At 65.3% G+C, this 21,237-nt stretch carries 16 protein-coding genes; 4 read left to right on the top strand and 12 right to left on the bottom strand.

What is annotated here, in order from left to right:
* Window positions 1-89: 89 nt before the first annotated feature.
* The 11 genes from typA to AC0IYU_RS00505 all read right to left on the bottom strand — a co-directional run bounded on the left by typA (window position 90) and on the right by AC0IYU_RS00505 (window position 15,551).
* Entirely contained in the window at window positions 90-1,928 is a 1,839-nt protein-coding gene (gene typA / locus AC0IYU_RS00555) for a translational GTPase TypA (protein WP_472111725.1), read from the bottom strand.
* Window positions 1,925-2,893 (bottom strand): tRNA pseudouridine(55) synthase TruB, encoded by a 969-nt coding sequence (gene truB / locus AC0IYU_RS00550; protein WP_472111722.1) that lies wholly within the window; start codon window positions 2,891-2,893, stop codon window positions 1,925-1,927. The genes typA and truB overlap by 4 nt, the downstream gene beginning before the upstream one ends.
* Before the next feature lie 2 nt (window positions 2,894-2,895).
* Entirely contained in the window at window positions 2,896-3,267 is a 372-nt protein-coding gene (rbfA, locus tag AC0IYU_RS00545) for a 30S ribosome-binding factor RbfA (protein WP_093122236.1), read from the bottom strand.
* Window positions 3,268-3,288: 21 nt separating this feature from the next.
* Window positions 3,289-6,273 (bottom strand): translation initiation factor IF-2, encoded by a 2,985-nt coding sequence (infB, locus tag AC0IYU_RS00540; protein ID WP_472111719.1) that lies wholly within the window; start codon window positions 6,271-6,273, stop codon window positions 3,289-3,291.
* Window positions 6,274-6,297: 24 nt separating this feature from the next.
* On the bottom strand, window positions 6,298-7,791 hold the full coding sequence (nusA, locus tag AC0IYU_RS00535) for a transcription termination factor NusA (RefSeq protein WP_435438315.1): 1,494 nt from the start codon (window positions 7,789-7,791) through the stop codon (window positions 6,298-6,300).
* A gap of 16 nt (window positions 7,792-7,807) precedes the next feature.
* Window positions 7,808-8,446, bottom strand: coding sequence for a ribosome maturation factor RimP (gene rimP, locus AC0IYU_RS00530; protein WP_435438314.1), 639 nt, complete (start codon window positions 8,444-8,446; stop codon window positions 7,808-7,810).
* Window positions 8,447-8,622: 176 nt separating this feature from the next.
* On the bottom strand, window positions 8,623-9,825 hold the full coding sequence (locus tag AC0IYU_RS00525; protein ID WP_472111716.1) for a YbfB/YjiJ family MFS transporter: 1,203 nt from the start codon (window positions 9,823-9,825) through the stop codon (window positions 8,623-8,625).
* A 17-nt stretch (window positions 9,826-9,842) separates the two neighbouring features.
* Window positions 9,843-11,474, bottom strand: coding sequence for an ABC transporter ATP-binding protein (locus tag AC0IYU_RS00520; RefSeq protein ID WP_472111713.1), 1,632 nt, complete (start codon window positions 11,472-11,474; stop codon window positions 9,843-9,845).
* Entirely contained in the window at window positions 11,474-12,514 is a 1,041-nt protein-coding gene (locus AC0IYU_RS00515; protein ID WP_472111710.1) for an ABC transporter permease, read from the bottom strand. The genes AC0IYU_RS00520 and AC0IYU_RS00515 overlap by 1 nt, the downstream gene beginning before the upstream one ends.
* A 147-nt stretch (window positions 12,515-12,661) precedes the next feature.
* Window positions 12,662-13,702: a microcin C ABC transporter permease YejB gene (locus AC0IYU_RS00510; protein WP_472111706.1), complete on the bottom strand. Its 1,041-nt coding sequence runs from the start codon at window positions 13,700-13,702 to the stop codon at window positions 12,662-12,664.
* A 28-nt stretch (window positions 13,703-13,730) separates the two neighbouring features.
* Entirely contained in the window at window positions 13,731-15,551 is a 1,821-nt protein-coding gene (locus AC0IYU_RS00505) for an extracellular solute-binding protein (RefSeq protein ID WP_472111703.1), read from the bottom strand.
* 37 nt (window positions 15,552-15,588) lie between these two features.
* Here AC0IYU_RS00505 and fabI point away from each other — a divergent pair, with 37 nt between their 5' ends.
* Both fabI and AC0IYU_RS00495 read left to right on the top strand, forming a co-directional pair.
* Entirely contained in the window at window positions 15,589-16,371 is a 783-nt protein-coding gene (gene fabI / locus AC0IYU_RS00500) for an enoyl-ACP reductase FabI (RefSeq protein ID WP_435483760.1), read from the top strand.
* Between the two features lie 65 nt (window positions 16,372-16,436).
* Window positions 16,437-17,279 carry a DNA ligase gene (locus tag AC0IYU_RS00495; protein WP_472111700.1) on the top strand — a complete coding sequence of 281 codons (843 nt, stop codon included), beginning with the start codon at window positions 16,437-16,439 and terminating at the stop codon, window positions 17,277-17,279.
* 45 nt (window positions 17,280-17,324) lie between these two features.
* Here AC0IYU_RS00495 and AC0IYU_RS00490 read toward each other — a convergent pair whose 3' ends face one another.
* The gene (locus AC0IYU_RS00490; RefSeq protein WP_435483762.1) at window positions 17,325-19,625 is read right to left on the bottom strand and encodes an Orn/Lys/Arg family decarboxylase; all 2,301 of its coding nucleotides are present in this window, start codon (window positions 19,623-19,625) and stop codon (window positions 17,325-17,327) included.
* 213 nt (window positions 19,626-19,838) lie between these two features.
* On the opposite strand from AC0IYU_RS00490, the gene AC0IYU_RS00485 reads away from it, so the two are divergent.
* Together AC0IYU_RS00485 and AC0IYU_RS00480 are read left to right on the top strand one after the other, a co-directional pair.
* Window positions 19,839-20,264 (top strand): NfeD family protein, encoded by a 426-nt coding sequence (locus tag AC0IYU_RS00485; RefSeq protein WP_435483763.1) that lies wholly within the window; start codon window positions 19,839-19,841, stop codon window positions 20,262-20,264.
* Window positions 20,265-20,297: 33 nt separating this feature from the next.
* Window positions 20,298-21,227, top strand: coding sequence for an SPFH domain-containing protein (locus tag AC0IYU_RS00480; RefSeq protein WP_435438304.1), 930 nt, complete (start codon window positions 20,298-20,300; stop codon window positions 21,225-21,227).
* Window positions 21,228-21,237 lie beyond the last annotated feature (10 nt).

Here is a 21,237-nt window from a genome sequence, read left to right as displayed (position 1 = left end):
AATCACCCCCGGCGGCAACCTCTCGAAGAGGCTGCGCCAGAAGGTGATCTGGATGCTGCACGCCCCTGCACAGGCAGGGGCTGAGGCCGTCAGCCTTGCGACGTGTCGCGGCCGGCCCGCTTGCGCTCGTGTTCCTTCAGGAAACGCTTGCGCAGGCGAACGCTCTTGGGGGTGATTTCGACCAGCTCGTCGTCCTCGATGAACTCCACGCCGTATTCGAGCGTGAGGTCGATCGGCGGCGTGATCTTGATCGCATCTTCCTTGCCCGAGACGCGGAAGTTGGTCAGCTGCTTAGTGCGCGTGGCATTCACCACCAGGTCGTTGTCGCGGCTGTGAATGCCGACGATCATGCCTTCGTACACCGGATCGTTCGCCTTGACGAACATGCGGCCGCGATCGTCCAGCTTGCCCAGCGCGTAGGTGAAGATTTCACCGTCGTCCATCGAGATCAGCACGCCGTTCTTGCGGCTGCCGATGTCGCCCTTGTGCGCTTCGTAGCTGTCGAAAATGTTGCTGATGAGGCCGGAGCCGCGCGTCAGGTTCAGGAATTCGTTGGTGAAGCCGATCAGGCCACGCGCCGGAATTCGGTACTCCAGGCGCACGCGACCGCGGCCGTCCGGTTCCATGTTGACCAGTTCGCCCTTGCGCTCGCCCAGGGCCTGCATCACGCCGCCCTGGTGCTGGTCTTCGATGTCGGCCGTCACCAGCTCGATGGGTTCGTGCTTTTCGCCGTTGACGGTGCGGAACACCACGCGCGGCTTCGACACGGCCAGCTCGTAGCCTTCGCGGCGCATGTTTTCCAGCAGGATGGTCAGGTGCAGTTCGCCGCGGCCCATGACTTCGAAGATGCCTTCTTCGTCGGTTTCCTTCACGCGCAGGGCCACGTTGTGTTGCAGCTCCTTTTGCAGGCGGTCCCAGATCTGGCGGCTGGTGATGTACTTGCCTTCGCGGCCGGCCAGCGGGCTGGTGTTCACGCAGAAGTTCATGGTCAGGGTCGGTTCGTCGACCTTGAGCATGGGCAGCGGCGCCGGGTTGGCGGGGTCGGTGATGGTCACGCCGATGCCGATGTCGGCGATACCGTTGATCAGCACGATCTCACCCGGGCCGGCTTCGGTGGTCTGCACGCGGTCCAGGCCCTGGAAGGTCAGCACCTGGTTGACGCGGCCCTTGACGGCCTTGCCGTCCGGACCTTCCATGACCACCACGTCCATCATCGGACGCAGCGTGCCCTGGCTGATGCGGCCCACGCCGATGCGGCCGACGAAGGTCGAGAAGTCGAGCGCGGAAATCTGCAGCTGCAGCGGCGCTGCGGGGTCACCCTTTTGCGCCGGCACGTGCTTCAGGATGGTGTTGAACAGGGCCGACATGTCGGGGCCCCACTGTTCGCCGGGAGCGCCTTCTTCGAGCGACGACCAGCCGTTGATGCCCGAGGCGTACACCACGGGGAAGTCGAGCTGTTCGTCGGTGGCGCCGAGCTTGTCGAACAGGTCGAAGGCGGCGTTGACCACCTTGTCGGGGTTGGCGCCGGGCTTGTCGACCTTGTTCACCACCAGGATCGGCTTCAGGCCGAGGGCCAGCGCCTTCTTGGTCACGAAGCGCGTCTGCGGCATCGGGCCTTCCTGCGCGTCGATCAGCAGCACCACGCCGTCGACCATCGACAGCGCGCGCTCCACTTCACCGCCGAAGTCCGCGTGGCCCGGGGTGTCGACGATGTTGATGTGCGTGCCTTCCCAGGTCACGGCGCAGTTCTTGGCCAGGATCGTGATGCCACGTTCCTTTTCAATGGCGTTGTTGTCCATCACCGTGTCGACGACCTTCTCGTGATCGGCGAAGGTGCCCGACTGGCGCAGCAGCTGGTCGACCATCGTGGTCTTGCCATGGTCCACGTGGGCAATGATGGCGATATTGCGGATTTGCTTGGTACTCATGGTGTCGCTTCGGTCTGTTGTGCGTTCAAAAGAATTTGCTGGATTTCGATGGGGTTCAGCAAGCGCCCCGGGATCAATTCACCGGCCTTGACGTGGGCAGAGCCCAGGAAGGCCGGCGGCTCGGTGCCGAACACGGCCACCTCGCCCGCATCGGCCCAGTCGCCGCGGCGGCGCAGGCCCGAAAGAAAACGTGCCGCATCTTCCGCGCCGAGCGTGACGCGGCTGTGGCCGTCCACCAGCGATTCGGCAGGCAAGAGCTGCGCCAGGCGCTGCTCTTCGTCCATCGCTTCGAGGGCTTCGAGCGTGATGCACTGCGCCTGGACAAAACCGCCGGTGGCGATGCGCCGCAGCGCAGTCAGATGTGCGCCACACCCGAGGGCCTCGCCGATGTCTTCGCCGAGCGTGCGGATGTAGGTGCCCTTGCTCACATTTGCCTCAATTTTGATAGCAAACTCTTGAGGCTGGAAGCTCGCATCCGACACTTTCAGCTGATGAATCACGACGTCGCGCGGGGCCCGCTCGACTTCGATGCCTTCACGGGCGTATTCATACAGCGCCTTGCCGTCCTTCTTTAGTGCGCTGTGCATCGGCGGCACCTGACGGATCGCTCCGGTGAACTGCGCCTGCACGCGCACAAGGTCTTCTGGCGTGACATGCACGGGTCGCTCCTCGATCACCTCGCCCTCGGCGTCGCCGGTGGTGGTCTTCACCCCCAGGCGGGCCGTGGCCACGTAGATCTTGTCGGCGTCCAGGTGCAGCTGGCTGAACTTGGTGGCCGCGCCGAAACACAAAGGCAGGACGCCGGTGGCGAGCGGATCGAGCGTGCCGGTGTGGCCTGCCTTTTCCGCGCGCAGCAACCACTTGGCCTTCTGCAAAGCCTGGTTGCTGGAGAGACCCAGCGGTTTGTCGAGCAACAACACCCCATGCACAGGGCGCCGCTGCACCCTTGTGCGTGGCGCGTTCATGGCTATTCGTCTTTCGAACGCGAGGCGACGGCTTGCGCGATGAGCGCGTTCATGTCGGCCGCACGCTCGGTGGTGCGGTCGAACAGAAAGTGCAGCGTGGGCACCGTGTGAATGTGCAGGCGCTTGAACAGGCCGTTGCGCAGGAAGCCCGCGGCCTGGTTCAGCGCTTCGGTGGTCTCGTCCACATCGCCCGTGAGCAGGCTGAAGAAGATCTTCGCGTGCGCATAGTCGGGCGTGACCTCGACGGCCTGGATCGTGACCATGCCCACGCGCGGATCCTTCAACTCGCGCGCGATCAGCTCCGTCAGATCCCGCTGGATCTGGTCGGCAACCTTGAACGCACGGTTGGGGGCGGCGGCTTTTCTTTTAGGCATGGACTCTCTCGCTTCGAACGCTTACAGCGTCCGGGCGATTTCCTTGATTTCGAAGAATTCGAGCTGATCGCCTTCTTTGATGTCGTTGTAGTTCTTGAGCTTGATACCGCACTCGAAACCTTCGCGGACTTCGCGGACATCGTCCTTCATGCGCTTGATCGAGTCGACTTCGCCGGTGTAGATCACCACGTTGTCGCGCAGCAGGCGGAAATGCGCGCTGCGGTTGACCGAGCCCGAAGTGACGTACGAACCTGCGACCGTACCGATCTTCGAGGCCACGAACACCGTGCGGATCTCGGCCGAGCCGATGATCTCTTCGCGGCGCTCCGGTGCCAGCATGCCCGACATCGCAACCTTGATCTCGTCCACGGCGTCGTAAATGATGCTGTAGTAGTTCAGTTGCACGCCGTTGTTCTCGGCCAGCTTGCGCGCACCGGCATCGGCACGCACGTTGAAACCGATCACGACCGCCTTCGAAGCGATGGCCAGGTTGATGTCGCTTTCGCTGATACCACCCACGCCGGCGTACACGATCTGCACCTTGACTTCTTCGGTCGCCAGCTTGAGCAGCGATTGCGCCAGAGCTTCCTGCGAGCCCTGCACGTCGGCCTTGATGATGATGCGCAGCGTCTGCACTTCGCCCGCCGACAGGTCGGTGAACATGTTCTGCAGGTTCGCGGCCTGCAGCTTCGCCAACTTGGTGTTGCGGAACTTGCCGGCACGGTAGGTTGCGATTTCGCGCGCACGGCGCTCGTCGCTCATCACCATGAATTCGTCGCCTGCTTGCGGCACTTCGGTCAGACCCTGGATTTCGACCGGGATCGACGGACCTGCCGACTTGGTCGACTTGCCGTCTTCGTCCAGCATGGCGCGCACGCGGCCATAGGTCGAGCCGGCCAGCACCACGTCGCCGGTCTTCAGCGTGCCGGACTGCACCAGCACGGTGGCGACCGGGCCGCGGCCCTTGTCGAGCTGGGCTTCGATGACCAGGCCCTTGGCAGCGGCTTCCACCGGCGCCTTGAGTTCCAGCACTTCGGCCTGCAGCAGCACCTGCTCGAGCAGCTCGTCCACGCCCTGGCCCGTCTTGGCGGACACCGGCACGAACGGCACGTCGCCGCCGTACTCTTCAGGCACCACCTCTTCGGCCACCAGTTCCTGCTTCACGCGGTCCAGGTTGGCATCGGGCTTGTCCACCTTGTTGATGGCAACCACGATCGGCACACCCGCAGCCTTGGCGTGCTTGATGGCTTCCTTGGTCTGGGGCATGACGCCGTCGTCGGCCGCCACCACCAGGATCACGATGTCGGTGGCCTGCGCACCGCGGGCACGCATGGCCGTAAAGGCCTCGTGACCCGGGGTGTCGAGGAACGACACCATGCCGCGTGCGGTTTCCACGTGGTACGCACCGATGTGCTGCGTGATGCCGCCGGCTTCGCCCGCAGCCACCTTGGCGCGGCGGATGTAGTCCAGCAGCGAGGTCTTGCCGTGGTCGACGTGACCCATGACGGTCACGACCGGAGCGCGCGGCAGCGACTCGGCGGTTTGCGCCGACACGTCGTCGTCGGTGAAGGCTTCCGGGTCGTCCAGCGCGGCAACCACCGCGGTATGGCCCATTTCTTCCACCAGGATCATCGCGGTGTCCTGGTCGAGCGACTGGTTGATGGTCGCCATCTGGCCGAGCTTCATCAGTTGCTTGATGACCTCTTGCGCCTTGACGGCCATCTTGTGCGCGAGCTCGGCCACCGTGATGGTTTCGGGCACGTGCACTTCGAGAATGCGCGCCTCGACCGGTGCGGCCGGTGCGTGCTGCTCGTCGTGACCGCCGCGGTCGTTGCCACGGCGACCACGCGGGCCTCCGCGCCAGTTGCCGCGACTGACACCCCCGCTGGCATCGCCGCGGGTCTTGATTTCCTTCTTCTTGGCAGGGTCGCCTGCCCAGCTCGAGGAGAGCTTGGCGGACTTGACTTCCTTGCCGGCGCCCGCAGCGCCAGGCGCTGCAGCAGCACCCGGAGCGGCTGGCGCGCCGGGACGCGGTGCGGGCGTGGCCGGCTTGTGCAGCGTGCCCTTGACCGCGGCCTTTTCGGGCTGCGGCTTCTCGGGCGCCTTGTGCGGCACCAGCACGCGGGCCGGTGCATTCATCATGGCGCGGATGGCCTCGGCTTCGGCGAGGGCCTTGCGGCGACGCTCGTCGAGGTCCTTGGCGCGGGCGGCTTCCTCGTCGGCACGGGCCTTCGATTCGGCGGCGGCCTTGGCCTTCGCGTCTTCCTTGGCTTGCGTCGCAGCATTCTGCGCGGCGAGCTTGGTGTCGGCGGCCTGCTGTTCGGCAGCGGCGGCAGCGGCAATCACCGCCGGAGCGGCTGCGTGCCTTGCATGCGCATCCTTGCTGGCGGCGTTGACGGCGGCGGTTTCCGCGAATGCAGCGGCCTTTTTCGCAGCAGCGACGCGCACGGCTTCCTGCTGTGCCTGCTCAGCCTGTTCGGCACGCTCGACCTTCTCGGCCTGTTCGCGTTCGCGGGCCTCGGCTTCTTCACGCAGACGACGCTTCTCGGCCAGTTCTTCTTCCTGGCGACGGATCAGCTCGGCCTGGCGGCGCGCCTCTTCCTCGCGGCGGGCCAGCTCGGCCTCGTCGACGCGCGGGGCTTCGGGGACCTCGACCGGCGCTTCTTCCGCATGCTGTGCCGACTCAGGCGTGGCCGGATGACCGTCCTCGCGCTGGATGAAGGTGCGCTTCTTGCGCACCTCGACCTGGATCGTGCGGGCGCGGCCGGTGGCGTCGGCCTGCTTGATCTCGCTGGTCGACTTCTTCGTCAGCGTGATCTTCTTGCGCTCGGGCTCGACGGTGCCGTGGCTGGCCTTGAGGTGGCCGAGCAGGCGCTGCTTGTCAGCCTCAGTAAGGGCGTCGGTGGCGGCCGCTTTGGGCACACCTGCACTCTTGAGCTGGTCAAGCAAGGTTTCGGGAGTCTTCTTGAGCTCGTTCGCGAACTCGGCGACAGTGGTACTGGACATATTGGTTTCGTGCCTTCATGACCGTCACTCTTGGCCAGCGAACCAATGTTCGCGGGCTTTCAAGATGAGAGTTTTGGCGTCATCGGCGCTGTGGCCGGTGATCTCGGTGAGTTCATCGACCGCGAGGTCGGCAAGATCGTCACGGGTGTTCACACCCGCTTCGGTCAGCTTGGGAATCAGCTCGGGGTCGAGGCCCTCGAGGTCGTGCAGGTCTTGCGATACCTGCGGCTGGACCTCGACACCCTCTTCCTTGGCGATTTCCATGGTCAACAGCGCATCCTTGGCGCGCGTGCGCAGCTCATTGATGGTGTCTTCGTCGAAGGCTTCGATCTCCAGCATTTCGGAAATCGGCACATAGGCCACTTCCTCGAGGCTGTTGAAGCCTTCGGCGATCAGGATGTCGGCGATTTCCTCGTCGACATCGAGCTTTTCCATGAACAGCTTGCGGCTGGCATCGGTTTCGACGGCCTGCTTCTGCGCAGACTCGTTGGCGTCCATGATGTTGATCTTCCAACCCGTGAGGTCGGAAGCCAGGCGCACGTTCTGGCCGCCGCGGCCGATGGCGATGGCGAGGTTTTCCTCATCGACCACCACGTCCATGGCGTGCTTTTCCTCGTCGACCACGATGGACGACACGTTGGCCGGGGCCAAGGCGCCGATCACGAACTGGGCCGGATCCTCGCTCCACAGCACGATGTCCACGCGCTCGCCGGCGAGCTCGTTGGTCACGGCGTTGACGCGGGTGCCACGCACACCGACACAGGTGCCGATCGGATCGACGCGCTTGTCGTGCGAGAGCACGGCGATCTTGGCGCGCGAACCCGGGTCACGGGCGCAACTCTTGATTTCGAGCAGACCCTGCTCGATTTCGGGCACTTCCTGGCGGAACAGCTCGATCATGAACTCGGGTGCCGAGCGCGACAGGATGATCGGCGCGCCGCGCAGCGTCAGGTCGACCTCCATGATCATGGCCCGCACGCGGTCGCCGTTGCGCAGGTTTTCCTTGGCGATCATCTCGCTGCGGCGCAGGCGGCCTTCGACGCGGCCGGCCTCGACGATGATGTCGCCCTTGTCCAGGCGCTTGACGGTGCCCACGAAGATCTTGTCGCCGCGCGACATGAAGTCGTTGAGCAGCATCTCGCGCTCCGCGTCGCGGATCTTCTGCAGGATGACCTGCTTGGCGGCCATGGCGCCGATGCGGCCGATCGGCACCGAGTCCACCGCTTCTTCGATGTACTCGCCGACTTCGATGTCCGACATTTCTTCCTTGGCCTCGAACAGGAGGATTTCCTGGTCGGGCAGCTGCAGGCCGGCTTCATCGGGAACGACGTGCCAGCGGCGGAAGGTTTCGTAGTCGCCGCTGTCGCGATCGACCGACACGCGGATGTCCACATCGCCCTGATGGAGCTTCTTGGTGGCTTGCGCCAGTGCGGATTCGACCGCGCCGAAGACCACGTCGCGTTCGACGTTCTTCTCCCGCGAGATCGCATCCACCAACATCAACATTTCGCGATTCATGCCACCACTCCTCTGGTCAGTCCGGAACCTGCGTTCCGTCGTCAATATCCGAAAAACCCGGTTGGGTTTTGGCCTTGCGGCCCTTGAAATCCACAATGGGCGCCAGCCGCGCATCGCGCAGCTCGTCCAAAACGAAGCCCAGCGCATGCAACGGTGCAGGCGCGCGCTTCTTGCTCACTTTTTGTCCAGGCTTGGCCTCGGGCGCATCGCTCCAGACGATCTGCCAGCCCTGGGCGCCATCCGCCTGCTCGACACGCTCCAGCGTGCCGCGAAACTTCTTGCGATTGGCGGACACCTGGCCCGCCGCCGCCGCACCCATGGGCGCCTTGAGCGTGATGTCGATCACCGCACCCACGAAACGCCCGAAATCCTGCTCGTTGCGCAGCGGACGGTCGATACCGGGCGAGGACACCTCGAGCCGCTTGTAATCGACACCATCCACCTCAAGCGCGAACTGCAACTGCCGCGTTACCTTCTCGCAGTCTTCCACCGTCACGAAGGGCTCGGGCACACCGGCCGCGACAGCTTCCGATGTGGGGGCCGTCCACGGCAAATCAATCGTCACGCGCAGCGTTCCCCCGGCCGAGCGTTCGATCTCGACCAGGTCATAGCCGAGACCGGCCACGGTTTGTTCCACTATTTGCTGCAATGCCACGTGTTCGAAAGTGCCTTTTAAATACGGTAACTGTGCAATCCGCCCGCCACGGATGCCAGATCGCTGGAATGTTCAGAATGCACAGACCAAAAAAAACGGGCGGTTGGTACCCGCCCGTTTGGTCGTGAGCCTCGAATTATATGCTATTCGTGCAATAAATGAAGGGGCATAGACACTCAAACGCCCCCCGGACGGCGAGATTTGAGCCAAACCCATGCAAATAAAACAGCGCCGAGCGCCAATGCCGCCGCCGCGACCAGCAGCGGCAGCTGAAACGACCCCGTCCGCTGGGCCAGCGGCGCTGCAAACAGCGGCCCGACGATCTGCCCCACCCCATAGGAGGCCGTTGCATAGCCGATCAGGCCGGCGGCCGCGTTGCCGCGCAATCTGCGCGCATCCCGCATCGCAAAAAGAGTGATGGCGGTGAACGGCATCCCCAGCAGCAGGCTTCCGAGCGCGAACCCGCCGATCGTCGGCCACGCCACCGACAACACCACACCCAGCGCCTGCAGCGAATAGGCCATGGCCAGCAACAGCCGGTTGTCCCAATGCGTAGGCGCCCTCGCGCCGATCAAGGCCCCGGGAATGATGGCCAGCCCGAACAAGGGCCAGAAGAAATCGGGCCAGGACGAACCGGGCAGCGCCTGCCGGGCGATCACGGGCAGGAAGGTCGCAGTGATGATGTAGCCGAAGCCCGCCAGCCCATACAGCGCCACCAGCCAGATCGCATCGCTGCGATCGGCCGCCGAGCGGCTGGCGTGCCCCGTCGCGGCGGAGGCAACGGCCGCCCCGGCCCCGACCGGCGCCCGCTCGCCGTCGTCGAACACCCGCCAGATCACCGCGATCAGCACGACCGCCAGCATGCCCAGGCCGATCCAACCCGCCTCGGAGCCCCATCGCCCGAGCGCCCCACCGAGCAAGCCGGTCATCGCAATGCCGATTCCCGGGCCGGTGTAGATCACCCCCGCCAGCATCGGCGAGTTGGTTTCCGCCAGCCTGCGCAGCCCCCAACCGGAGGCGAACACGAAGACCCAGGCGCTCATCACGCCGGCGGCGGCGCGCAGGATGCCCCAGCTCGTGAAGCTGTGCAGCAGCCCCATGCCGACCAGCAACGCCGCCGTGGCCAGCAGCCCGCCGCGTACCATGCTCGAGGCCTTGATGCCGATGGCCGCGCAGCTGACCGCACCCAGAAAGTAGCCCAGGTAGTTGAGCGATGCCAGCACCCCGCCGGTGGCGAGCTCCAGCTTTCCCTCGTGCAGCATGATGGGCAGCATGGGCGTGAAGGCAAAGCGACCCAGGCCCATGGCAACCGACAGGGTGACCATGCAGGCCAGCGCCGCGCGCCACGCCCCGCGCCGGTCGCGTCCGATTTCCGACATTGCTTGCAGACTCCGTTTTATTCCAGCAGCGCGGCGGCCACCAGCTTTTGTGTGTAGGGGTGCTCGGGTGCGTCGAGCACGCGCTCGACCGCTCCGCTTTCGAGGATGGCCCCGTCCTTCATCACGATGACCTGGTGCGCCATGGCACGGATCACCTCCACGTCGTGCGTGATCAGCAGGTAGCTCAACCCGCGCTCGCGCTGCAGGCGCTGCAGCAGGCCGAGCACCTGCTTCTGGATCGTTACGTCGAGCGCACTGGTGGGCTCGTCGAGCACCAGCAGTTGCGGATCGACGATCAGCGCACGCGCAATCGCCAGCCGCTGGCGCTGCCCACCGGAAAACTCATGCGGGTAGCGGTCGAGCAGCGAGGGAAACTGGGCCTCGGTCAGCCCGACGTCGGCGAGTGCAACAAGCGAACGCGCCCGCCGCGCCTCGGCATCGAGCCTGGGCGCGTGCACGCGCAGCCCCTCCCCCACGATCTGCTCGACCGTCATGCGCGGCGAGAGCGAGGAGAACGGGTCCTGGAACACCACCTGCATCACCCGGCGCAGGCCCAGGTCGGACGCGCGATCGACCGCCCAGTCTTTTCCCGCGACCTTCAGCGCGCCCTGATGGCGCAGCAGCCCCAGCGCCGCCAGCGCGAGCGTCGACTTGCCCGAACCCGATTCGCCGACCACGCCGAGCGTCTCGCCCGGCGCAATGCGGAAATCTGCGCCCTGCACCGCCACGAACTCGCCCTTGCGGAACCAGCCGCCGATGCCGGGCCGGGGCACCGGGTAGATCACGCGCAAGGCCTTCGCCTCGAGCACCGGCGCGGCGCCGCTCGACGGCACCGCCGCCACATGGCGCTCCGGGTGGCTGTCGATCAGCTTGCGGGTGTAGGGATGCTGCGGCGCCTCGAACACCGGCGCAACCGCCCCGTGCTCGACGATGTGGCCGTTCTCCATCACCGCCACGCGGTCGGCGAAGCGGCGCACCAGATTCAGGTCGTGCGTGATCAGCAGCACCGCCATGCCGTGCTTGCGCTGCAACTCGGCCAGCAGGTCGAGGATCTGCGCGCGCACGGTGACGTCCAGCGCCGTGGTCGGCTCGTCGGCCAGCAGCAGACGCGGCTTGCAGGCCAGGGCCATGGCGATCATGGCGCGCTGGCGCTGGCCGCCCGACAGCTGATGCGGAAACGCCTGCGCGCGCCGCGCGGGCTCCGGAATGCCCGTGTCGGCCAGCAGCTGCACGGCGGCCGCCTGCGCGGCGCGGGCCGACAGCCCTTCGTGCAACTCGAGCACCTCGGCGATCTGGTCGCCCACGCTGTAGAGCGCGTTCAGCGCGGTCATCGGCTCCTGGAAGATCATCGCGATCTCCTTGCCGCGGATGCCACGCAACTGCCGCTCCGGAATCGATAGCAGGTCACGCACGTCCGACGGGCGTTCCCCGCCGAAAAGCCTTGCAACGCCGGTGACGTCGGCGTTCTGCACCAGCCGCAGCAGCGACAGCGCCGTGACCGTCTTGCCCGAGCCCGACTCGCCCACCAGCGCGAGCTTCTCGCCGGCGGCGATCTGGAAGTCGATGCCGTGCACCACCTCCTTGCCGCCGAAGGCGACACGCAGGCCCTTCACGTCGATCAGCGGGGGATGTGTTGAATTGCCGTTCATCACTTGTCGGCCTTCCGGGGATCGAGCGCGTCGCGCAGCGCGTCGCCCATGAAGGTCAGCAGCATCAGCGTGACCACCAGCACGCCGAAGGTGGAAAGTGAAATCCACCAGGCGTCGATGTTGGCCTTGCCCTGGCTCAGCAGTTCGCCGAGCGACGGCGTGCCCGGCGGCACACCCAGGCCCAGGAAGTCGAGCGAGGTCAGGGCAAGGATGGCGGCGCTCATGCGGAACGGCAGGAAGGTGACGACCGGCACCATGCTGTTGGGCAGGATGTGGCGCCACATGATCTGCAGGTTGCTCACGCCCAGCGCGCGGGCGGCGCGCACGTAATCCATCTGACGGTTGCGCAGGAACTCGGCGCGCACGTAGTCGGCCAGGCCCATCCAGCCGAACAGGCTCAGCAGGATGAGCAGCAGCGCCACGCTGGGCGCGAAAATCGCGCTGAAGATGATCAGCAGGTAGAGCTCGGGCATGGAGCTCCAGATTTCGATGAAGCGTTGGAAGGCCAGGTCGATCTTTCCTGCGAAATAGCCCTGCACCGCCCCCGCCGCCACACCCAGCACCGTGCCGATGGCCGTGAGCGCCAGGCCGAACAGCACGCTCACGCGAAAGCCGTAGACCAGCTGCGCCAGCAGGTCGCGGCCGCGGTCGTCGGTGCCCAGGAAGTTGTCGCCCGTGGGCGCGGCCGGGCTGGGCGACTTGGCGAAGTAGTTGAGCGTTCTGGCGCCATAGGGGTTGGGGGCGTAGACCGCCCAGTTGTCGCCCTGCGTGATGCGCTTGCGGATGAACGGGTCAAGGTAGTCGGCCGGCGTTTCGAAGTCACCGCCGAAGGTCTTCTCGGAATAGTCGCGCAGCACCGGGAAGTAGGTGTGGCCTTCGTAGCGAAGCACCAGTGGCTTGTCGGTGGACAACACCTCGGCGAACAGGCTCAGCACCACCAGGACGGTGAAGATCACCAGACTCCAGAAACCGAGCCGGTTGCGCTTGAAGCGCAGCCAGGCGCGGCGCCCCGGCGAGACGTGGGCACTGCCGCCTACCATGCGCGCCCTCCCCCCAACCAAGCCGCCGCGCCCCCGAACTCTTCCAGAAACACCGAGGAACCGGCTTTGCCGGGCCTCCGGTGTTGCCCCCGGTAGGGGGAAGGAGAAGCGACACGAAGTGCGCGAAGCCTGGGGGCGAGCCCATATTCAGTCGAATTTGACACGCGGGTCCACCCATACGTAGCAGAGATCGGAAATCAGCTTGGTCACCAGGCCGATCAGCGTGAAGAGATACAGCGTGCCGAGCACCACCGGATAGTCGCGGCGTATCACGCTCTCGTAGCCCAGCAGGCCCAGCCCGTCGAGCGAGAACAGGGTCTCGATCAGCAGCGAGCCCGCAAAGAAGGCACCGATGAAGGCCGAGGGCAGCCCCGTGATGATCGGGATCAGCGCATTGCGGAACACATGCTTCCACAGCACCTGCCGCTCGCCCAGCCCCTTGGCCCGCGCGGTCAGCACGTACTGCTTGCGGATCTCCTCGAGGAAGGCGTTCTTCGTGAGCATGGCCGTCACGGCAAAACTGCCGAGCACCATGGCCGTGACCGGCAAGGTGATGTGCCAGAGGTAGTCGACGATGCGCGCGCCCCAGCTGAGGTCGTCCCAGTTGGAAGAGGTCAGCCCGCGCAACGGAAACCACTGCAGTTGCCCGCCGAACACCACAAGCAGCGCCACGCCGAGCACGAAGCCCGGAATGGCATAGCCGACCAGCACGATGAGCGTGCTGATCAGGTCGAAGCGCGTGCCCGCCCTGACCGCCTTGGCAACGCCCAGCGGCACCGCCACGCCATAGCTGATGAAAAAGGTCCAAAGGCCGAGGCTGATCGACACCGGCAGCTTCTCCATGATCAGCGTCCAGACGTCCTTGTTCTGGAAAAAACTTTTGCCGAGGTCGAAACGCGCGAACTGGCCCAGCATCTGGACCAGGCGCTCATGCGGCGGCTTGTCGAAGCCGTAGAGCGCCTTGATCTGCTCCAGCCGCTTGGGGTCCACGCCCTGGTTGCCGCGATAGCTGCCGCCGCCGGATTCGAAGCCGCCCCCGCCGCCGCCCCGCCCCGCCGTCTTGGCTTCGGCCAGGTACTGCTCCACCGGACCGCCGGGCACGAACTGGATCACGAGAAAGGTCACGAGCATCACGCCGAGCAAGGTCGGAATGAACAGCAGCAGGCGCTTGAGGACATAGGAGAGCACGGCAGGTTTCCTTCTCTTCTATTTCTGTCTATGGCGCCGGCTTGCTTGGCGGCTTGGCCCACCACGTGCCCATGACCCAGTCTTCCCCGTTGGAATACGGCGGCATGGGGGACTTGAAGGCGAGGCGCCAGTCGTCGTAGACGATCCGGTGCGAGGTCAGCGTCCACTGGGGAATGAGATAGTGGCTGTGCATGATCACGCGGTCCAGCGCGCGGCAGGCCGGCATCAGTTCGGCCTTGGTGTCGGCATCGACGATGTCCTTGAGCAAGGCATCGACCGCAGGCGTGGACACGCCCATGTAGTTGCCCGAACTCTCCGTCTTGGCGGCCTTGCTGCCGAAGACCTCCAGGAGCTGCTGGCCCGGATTGTTGGTGCCCGGGAAGTTGATGGTGGTGATCTCGAAGTCGAAGCGGTCGAGCCGCTCCTGGTAGAGCGCGAAGTCGACGGTCGCGAAGTTCAGCGTGATGCCGAGCTTCTCGAGGTTGCGGATCCACGGCGACACGGTGCGCACGCCGCCTTCCTTGCTGTCGAGGTACTCGAGCGTCATGGCCTCGCCCTTGGCATTGCGCAAAGCGCCGTCGCGGTATTCCCAACCGGCCTGCTTCAGCAGGTCGCGCGCGCGGCGCAGGTTGTTGCGCAGCGACTGCCCTTCGCCTTCGGTGACTGGGGGTGCGTACATCGGGCCGAAGCTCGCGTCGGGAATCTTGCCGCGCCAGGGCTCTAGCAGCGCCTTTTCTTCCGGCGACGGCAGGCCCTGTGCCTCGCAGTCGGTGTTGCCGAACAGGTCCTTCACGCGCGGATAGCCGTTGTAGAACAGTTGCCGGTTCATCCACTCGTAGTCCAACGCGAGGCCCAGGGCCTCGCGCACGCGCGGGTCGCTCAGCTTGTTGCGCCGGCTGTTGAGCACGAAGCTCTGGAAGCCCGAGGGTTTCTTGTGGGAGAACTCGCGCTTGACGAGTTCGCCGGTATTGAAGCGCCTGCCGTTCACCCGGCGCGCCCAGTCACCGGCCGAGTAGAAGCTCATCATGTCGAACTCGCCGGCCTTCAGCGCTTCGAGCCGGGCCGTGTTGTCCTTGTAGATCTTGACGGTGATGCGGTCGAAGTTGTGTGAGCCGCGGTTGACCGGCAGGTCGCGCGCCCAGTAGTTGGGGTCGCGCACGTAGGTGATGTCCTTGCCGAAGCGCACGGGGCCGATCTTGTAGGCGCCGCTGCCGATGGGAATGTCCATGACCACCTGGTCGAAGGGCTTGACCTTGCCGTTCTCCATGCCCCAGGCGCGGCTGAACACCGGCAGGCTGCCCACGATCAGCGGCAGCTCGCGGTTGATCGTCTTGAAGCGGAAACGGATCGTGCGCGCGTCGAGCACGTCGGCACCGTCGACCTCCTGCAGCAGCGTCTTGTAGCCTGGCGAAGTGAAGGGGCCGATGAGGGTGTCGTAGCTGTGCTTCACGTCGGCCGCCTCGACCGGCATGCCGTTGTGGAACCTGGCCTCGGGCCGCAGGCGGAAGGTCACGCTGCGGCGGTCGGGTGCGACCGTCACGTCTTCGGCCAGCAGGCCGTAGCCGGAGCCGGTTTCATCCATGGCACCGGTCAGCAGCGTGTCGAACAGCAGGCTGTCGAGGTAGGCCGGGGCCGCGCCCTTGATGGTGAACGGGTTGTACTTGTCGAAGGTGGACACGCGCAGGTTGCTTACCAAGCGCAACTCACCGCCCTTGGGCGCGGCGGGGTCGACGTAGTCGAAGGCCTGGAAGCCGGGGGCGTACTTCAGGTCGTCCCAGAGTGCGTATCCATGCGCGGCCCACGCGGGAACCGCACACACCATCAACCACCAGACCCGGAGAAACCGCATGCGAGAATTCTGCCCAAGATTTTCACAAGGCAACTTCATGGGCTTTCTTTCCGGCAAAAAACTGTTGATCACCGGTGTGTTGAGCAATCGCTCCATTGCGTATGGCATTGCCAAGGCCTGTCACGAACAGGGCGCGGAGCTCGCCTTCAGCTATGTCGGCGAGCGATTCAAGGACCGTATCACCGAATATGCCGCAGACTTCGGCTCGAAGCTGATTTTCGACTGCGACGTGGGCGACGACGCGCAGATCGACAAGCTCTTCGCCGACCTGGCGCAAACCTGGCCCACGTTCGACGGCTTCGTGCACAGCATCGGCTTCGCGACCCGCGAGTCCATCGCCGGGGACTTCCTCGACGGGCTCTCGCGCGAAGGCTTCAAGATCGCGCACGACATCAGCGCCTACAGCTTCCCGGCGATGGCCAAGGCCGCCCTGCCCTACCTCAACGACAAGTCGGCCCTGCTCACGCTGACCTACCTGGGCGCCGAACGCGCGCTGCCCAACTACAACACCATGGGCCTGGCCAAGGCCTCGCTCGAAGCCTCTGTGCGCTACACCGCCGCCTCGCTCGGACCCCGGGGCATGCGCGTGAACGGCATCAGCGCCGGCCCGATCAAGACGCTCGCCGCCAGCGGCATCAAGGGCTTCGGCAAGATGCTCGCGGCCGTGGCCGACGCCTCGCCGATCCGCCGCAACGTGACCATCGAAGAAGTCGGCAACGTGGCCGCTTTCCTGCTGAGCGACCTGGCCAGCGGCGTGACGGCAGAGATCACCTATGTCGACGGCGGCTTCAGCAACGTCGTGGGCGGAATGGCCGAGTAAGTCGGGTAAAAAATCGCTGATACGGCCGCCAGACGGTCATATGCAGCTATCTATTCAATAGCACCGTGCTGAGCCGACGCTCCCTCCTCCTTGCCGCTTTCGGCGTGCTTACGGCCCCCGCCGTGTTCGCGCGCGACGCGGCGCCGTCGCTGATGCTGGCCGACGTCTACCGCCCCGGGATGTCGCTGTCCGACTACTGGGTCAGCGAGAAGTACGACGGCGTGCGCGGCTACTGGGACGGCAAGCAGTTGTGGACGCGCGGCGGGGAACGCGTCGTGGCGCCCGCATGGTTCACGGCCCCGCTGCCGAAGCAGCCGCTCGACGGCGAACTGTGGGCCGGTCGCGGCCGGTTCCCCCACGCGGTCTCGACGGTGCGCAGCCAGACACCCAACGACGTCGCATGGCACGAGATGCGCTTCATGGTGTTCGACCTGCCCGCCCAGGCCGGCGACTTCACCGCTCGGCTGGCCGCCCTGCGCAAGCTGCTCCCCGTCACCGACGCGCCGTGGGTGGTGCCCGTGCCGCAAGAGCGCGCGACCACGCACGAAGCGCTGCAGGCGCTGCTCGACAAGACGGTGAAGATGGGCGGTGAAGGCCTGATGCTCCACCGCGGCAGTTCGAGCTATCGCGGCGAGCGCAACAACGACCTGCTGAAGGTCAAGCCCTACGACGACGCCGAGGCGCGCGTCGTCGAGCATGTGACCGGCAAGGGCAAGCACGCGAGCCGGCTCGGCGCGCTGGTGGTCGAGACCGCCGACGGCAAGCGCTTCAAGCTCGGCACCGGCCTGACCGACGCCGAACGGGACAACCCGCCCGCCATCGGCAGCTGGGTGACCTACCGCTACAACGGCACCACCGCCAAGGGGCTGCCGCGTTTCGCCCGCTTCATGCGGGTGCGAGAAGGCTAGGCACGGGTCATTCGATCGGGCCAGGCGGCCCGACCGCAGGCCTGTTTACTTCACTGCCCTGACGCAGTCGGCGTAGTACCGCTTCTTGCCGGTCTCGTCGACGCGCGCCACCAGGCCGTGAATGTCGGTCTCGAAGCCCGGGCACTGCGAGTTGAACTCGCGCGAGAACCGCAGGTAGTCGACGATCTTCTTGTTGAACACTTCGCCCGGAATCAGCAGCGGAATGCCCGGGGGGTACGGCGTGATCAGGCTGGTGGTGATGCGGCCTTCAAGGTCGTCGATTTCCACGCGCTCGGTCTTCCTGTGCGCGATGTGGGCAAAGGCATCGCTGGGCTTCATGGCCGGCGTCAGGTCGCTCAGGTACATCTCGGTCGTGAGGCGCGCCACGTCGAAGCGCGCATACAGCTTGTGGATGTGCTGGCACAGGTCGCGCAGGCCGAGCTTCTCGTAGCCCGGATGCTGTTGGCAGAACTCCGGCAGGATGCGCCACATCGGCTGGTTGCGCGCGTAGTCGTCCTTGAACTGCTGCAGCGCCGTGAGCAGCGTGTTCCAGCGGCCCTTGGTGATGCCGATGGTGAACATGATGAAGAAGCTGTACAGCCCGGTCTTCTCCACGATCACGCCGTGCTCCGCGAGGAACTTGGTCACCACGCTGGCGGGAATGCCGCTCTCCGCGAAGTTGCCTTCGAGGTCCAGGCCGGGCGTGACGATGGTCGACTTGATCGGGTCGAGCATGTTGAAGCCGTCGGCCAGGTCGCCGAAGCCGTGCCAGTTGCGCGGCGACTTCTTGGTCTTGCGCTTGGTGGACTCCTTCTCGCCCGTCATGATCCAGTCGTCGGCGCGGCCGATGCCTTCTTCGACCAGCTTCTCGGGGCCCCAGACCTTGAACCACCACTCTTCCTTGCCGAACTCTTCCTCGACCTTGCGCATGGCGCGGCGGAAGTCGAGGGCTTCAAGAATGCTCTCTTCCACCAGCGCCGTGCCGCCGGGCGGCTCCATCATGGCGGCGGCCACGTCGCAACTCGCGATGATCGCGTACTGCGGGCTGGTCGACGAGTGCATCAGGTAGGCCTCGTTGAACAGGTCGCGGTCGAGCGCGCGGTTCTGCGAGTCCTGCACCAGCACGTGGCTGGCCTGGCTGATGCCGGCCAGCAATTTGTGCGTGGACTGCGTGGCGAACACCAGCGAATCCTTCGGCCGCACGCGGCGCTTGCCCATCGCGTGGTACGCGCCGTAGAACGGGTGGAAGGCCGCGTGCGGCAGCCACGCTTCGTCGAAGTGCAGCGTGTCGACGTAGCCGTCGAGCATGTTCTTGATGGTCTCGGTGTTGTAGATCACGCCGTCGTAGGTCGACTGGGTGAGCGTCATCACGCGCGGCTTGACGGTTTCGGAGTCCACGTGGGCCAGCAGCGGGTTGGCCTTGATCTTGGCCTTGATGGCGCTCTGCTCGAACTCGCTCTGGGGAATCGGGCCGATGATGCCGAAGTGATTGCGCGTGGGCTTCATGAACACCGGAATCGCGCCGGTCATGATGATCGCGTGCAGGATCGACTTGTGGCAATTGCGGTCCACCACCACCACATCGTCTGGCGCCACCGTGTGGTGCCACACCATCTTGTTGCTGGTGCTGGTGCCGTTGGTCACGAAGAAGCAATGGTCGGCATTGAAGATCCGCGCCGCATTGCGCTCGCTGGCCGCCACCGGGCCGGTGTGGTCGAGCAGCTGGCCCAGTTCTTCCACCGCGTTGCACACGTCGGCACGCAGCATGTTCTCGCCGAAGAACTGGTGGAACATCCGGCCCACCGGGCTCTTGAGGAACGCCACGCCGCCCGAATGGCCCGGGCAGTGCCACGAGTACGAGCCGTCTTCCGCGTAGTCGATGAGCGCCTTGAAGAACGGCGGCTGCACGCCTTCCAGGTAGCTCTTGGCCTCGCGGATGATGTGGCGCGCCACGAATTCGGGGGTGTCCTCGAACATGTGGATGAACCCGTGCAGCTCGCGCAGGATGTCGTTCGGAATGTGGCGCGCGGTCTTGGTTTCGCCGTAGATGTAGATCGGCACGTCCGCGTTCTTGCGCCGCACCTCGCCGATGAAGGTGCGCAGGTTCAGCACGGCCGGGTCGAGGTCGGGGCCGACGGTGAACTCCTCGTCGTCGATCGACAGGATGAACGCGCTGGCGCGGCTTTGCTGCTGCGCGAACTGGCTCAGGTCGCCGTAGCTCGTGACGCCCAGCACCTCGAAGCCCTCGCTTTCGAAGGCCTGCGCGAGCGCGCGAATGCCGAGGCCCGAAGTGTTTTCGGAGCGGAAGTCCTCGTCGATGATGACGATGGGAAAGCGAAATTTCATGAGCGGGGCTCCGGACAGGCGGGGAGACAGACAGGCAAAGACGAGGCGCGAAGTGTACGGAATTCGGATGACGGATTCGGTCAGCTTGCTGCAAGCCATTCGGGCCCGGCGGGCAAGGCCGTCTGCCCCCGCGCCAGTACCCCTACGCACGGCAAGCGCTTGGGGCTCATGCCGCAGAATGTCGCGCATCGAACAAGCAAAAGAGGAGTCGACATGGCGAATTCCACCGTCTGGTGGCTGATTGCGGGGGTGGCCATCGTGGCCGAGTTGCTCTCGGGCACGGTCTACCTGCTGCTGCTCGCCGCAGGCTTCGCCGCCGCCGCGATCTCGGCGCACCTGGGCTTCGGCACCGTCACGCAACTCATCGTGGCGTCGGTGATCGGCGTTGGCGCCGTGCTGGCCTGGTATTCGATCCAGCGCAGGCGCCCTGCCGCAGCGCGGACCGGCACCAACCGCGACGTGAACCTCGACATCGGCGAGAGCGTGCACGTCGATGCCTGGAATGCCGACGGCACCGCCACCGTTCGCTACCGCGGCGCGCAATGGACGGTGATTCAGCGCGCAGGCAGCACCCCGTCCACCGGAGAGCACCGCGTGGTCGAAGTGATCGGCAGCCGCCTCGTCGTCGCCAAGGTTTAGTCAGTCCATAGAACTCAGAAAAGGAAGCGCACCATGGAATTTTCGGTCCCTCTCATCATCCTGGTCATCGCGATCATCTTCATCAGCCAGTCGGTCAAGTTCGTGCCGCAGCAGAACGCCTGGGTGCGCGAACGGCTGGGCAAGTACCACAGCACGATGACGCCCGGCCCCAATTTCCTGATCCCGTTCATCGACCGGGTGGCCTACAAGCACAGCCTGAAGGAAATTCCGCTCGACGTGCCCAGCCAGATCTGCATCACGCGCGACAACACGCAGCTGCAGGTGGACGGCATCCTGTATTTCCAGGTGACCGACCCGATGCGCGCGAGCTACGGCTCGTCGAACTACATCGTGGCGGTGACGCAACTTGCGCAAACCTCGCTGCGCAGCGTGATCGGCAAGCTGGAGCTGGACAAGACCTTCGAAGAACGCGATGTCATCAACGCACAGGTGGTGGCCGCCATCGACGAAGCGGCTCTCAACTGGGGCGTGAAGGTGCTGCGCTACGAAATCAAGGACCTGACGCCGCCGAAGGAAATCCTGCTGGCCATGCAGGCGCAGATCACGGCCGAGCGCGGCAAGCGCGCGCTGATCGCGGCCTCGGAAGGCCGCCGCCAGGAGCAGATCAACATCGCCACCGGCGAGCGCGAGGCCTTCATTGCCCGTTCCGAGGGCGAGAAGCAGGCACAGATCAACAACGCGCAGGGTGAAGCAGCCGCCATCACCGCGGTGGCCACCGCCACCGCGGACGCCATCGAGCGCGTGGCTGCAGCCATCCGCCAGCCGGGCGGCGAACAGGCCGTGCAGCTCAAGGTGGCCGAACGCGCCGTCGATGCCTACGGCAAGGTGGCGGCGGATTCCAAGACCACGCTGATCGTGCCGAGCAACATGTCCGAGACCGCCGCGCTCATCGCATCGGCGATGCGGATGATCCAGACCGGCAAAAGCGCCGGCCCGACCTGAAATGGCTTGA

The organism is Variovorax sp. AC103 (genome assembly GCF_979254005.1).
Note: the sequence above shows the minus strand (reverse complement) of the source record. Positions and strands in the feature narration are given on the sequence as shown.

What these genes read in the sequence shown, in the direction of transcription:
- typA (WP_472111725.1), bottom strand. Translation starts at nt 1,928, where the DNA reads ATGAGTACCAAGCAAATCCGCAATATCGCCATCATTGCCCACGTGGAC.
- truB (WP_472111722.1), bottom strand. Translation starts at nt 2,893, where the DNA reads ATGAACGCGCCACGCACAAGGGTGCAGCGGCGCCCTGTGCATGGGGTG.
- rbfA (WP_093122236.1), bottom strand. Translation starts at nt 3,267, where the DNA reads ATGCCTAAAAGAAAAGCCGCCGCCCCCAACCGTGCGTTCAAGGTTGCC.
- infB (WP_472111719.1), bottom strand. Translation starts at nt 6,273, where the DNA reads ATGTCCAGTACCACTGTCGCCGAGTTCGCGAACGAGCTCAAGAAGACT.
- nusA (WP_435438315.1), bottom strand. Translation starts at nt 7,791, where the DNA reads ATGAATCGCGAAATGTTGATGTTGGTGGATGCGATCTCGCGGGAGAAG.
- AC0IYU_RS00525 (WP_472111716.1), bottom strand. Translation starts at nt 9,825, where the DNA reads ATGTCGGAAATCGGACGCGACCGGCGCGGGGCGTGGCGCGCGGCGCTG.
- AC0IYU_RS00520 (WP_472111713.1), bottom strand. Translation starts at nt 11,474, where the DNA reads ATGAACGGCAATTCAACACATCCCCCGCTGATCGACGTGAAGGGCCTG.
- AC0IYU_RS00515 (WP_472111710.1), bottom strand. Translation starts at nt 12,514, where the DNA reads ATGGTAGGCGGCAGTGCCCACGTCTCGCCGGGGCGCCGCGCCTGGCTG.
- AC0IYU_RS00505 (WP_472111703.1), bottom strand. Translation starts at nt 15,551, where the DNA reads ATGCGGTTTCTCCGGGTCTGGTGGTTGATGGTGTGTGCGGTTCCCGCG.
- fabI (WP_435483760.1), top strand. Translation starts at nt 15,589, where the DNA reads ATGGGCTTTCTTTCCGGCAAAAAACTGTTGATCACCGGTGTGTTGAGC.
- AC0IYU_RS00490 (WP_435483762.1), bottom strand. Translation starts at nt 19,625, where the DNA reads ATGAAATTTCGCTTTCCCATCGTCATCATCGACGAGGACTTCCGCTCC.
- AC0IYU_RS00485 (WP_435483763.1), top strand. Translation starts at nt 19,839, where the DNA reads ATGGCGAATTCCACCGTCTGGTGGCTGATTGCGGGGGTGGCCATCGTG.
- AC0IYU_RS00480 (WP_435438304.1), top strand. Translation starts at nt 20,298, where the DNA reads ATGGAATTTTCGGTCCCTCTCATCATCCTGGTCATCGCGATCATCTTC.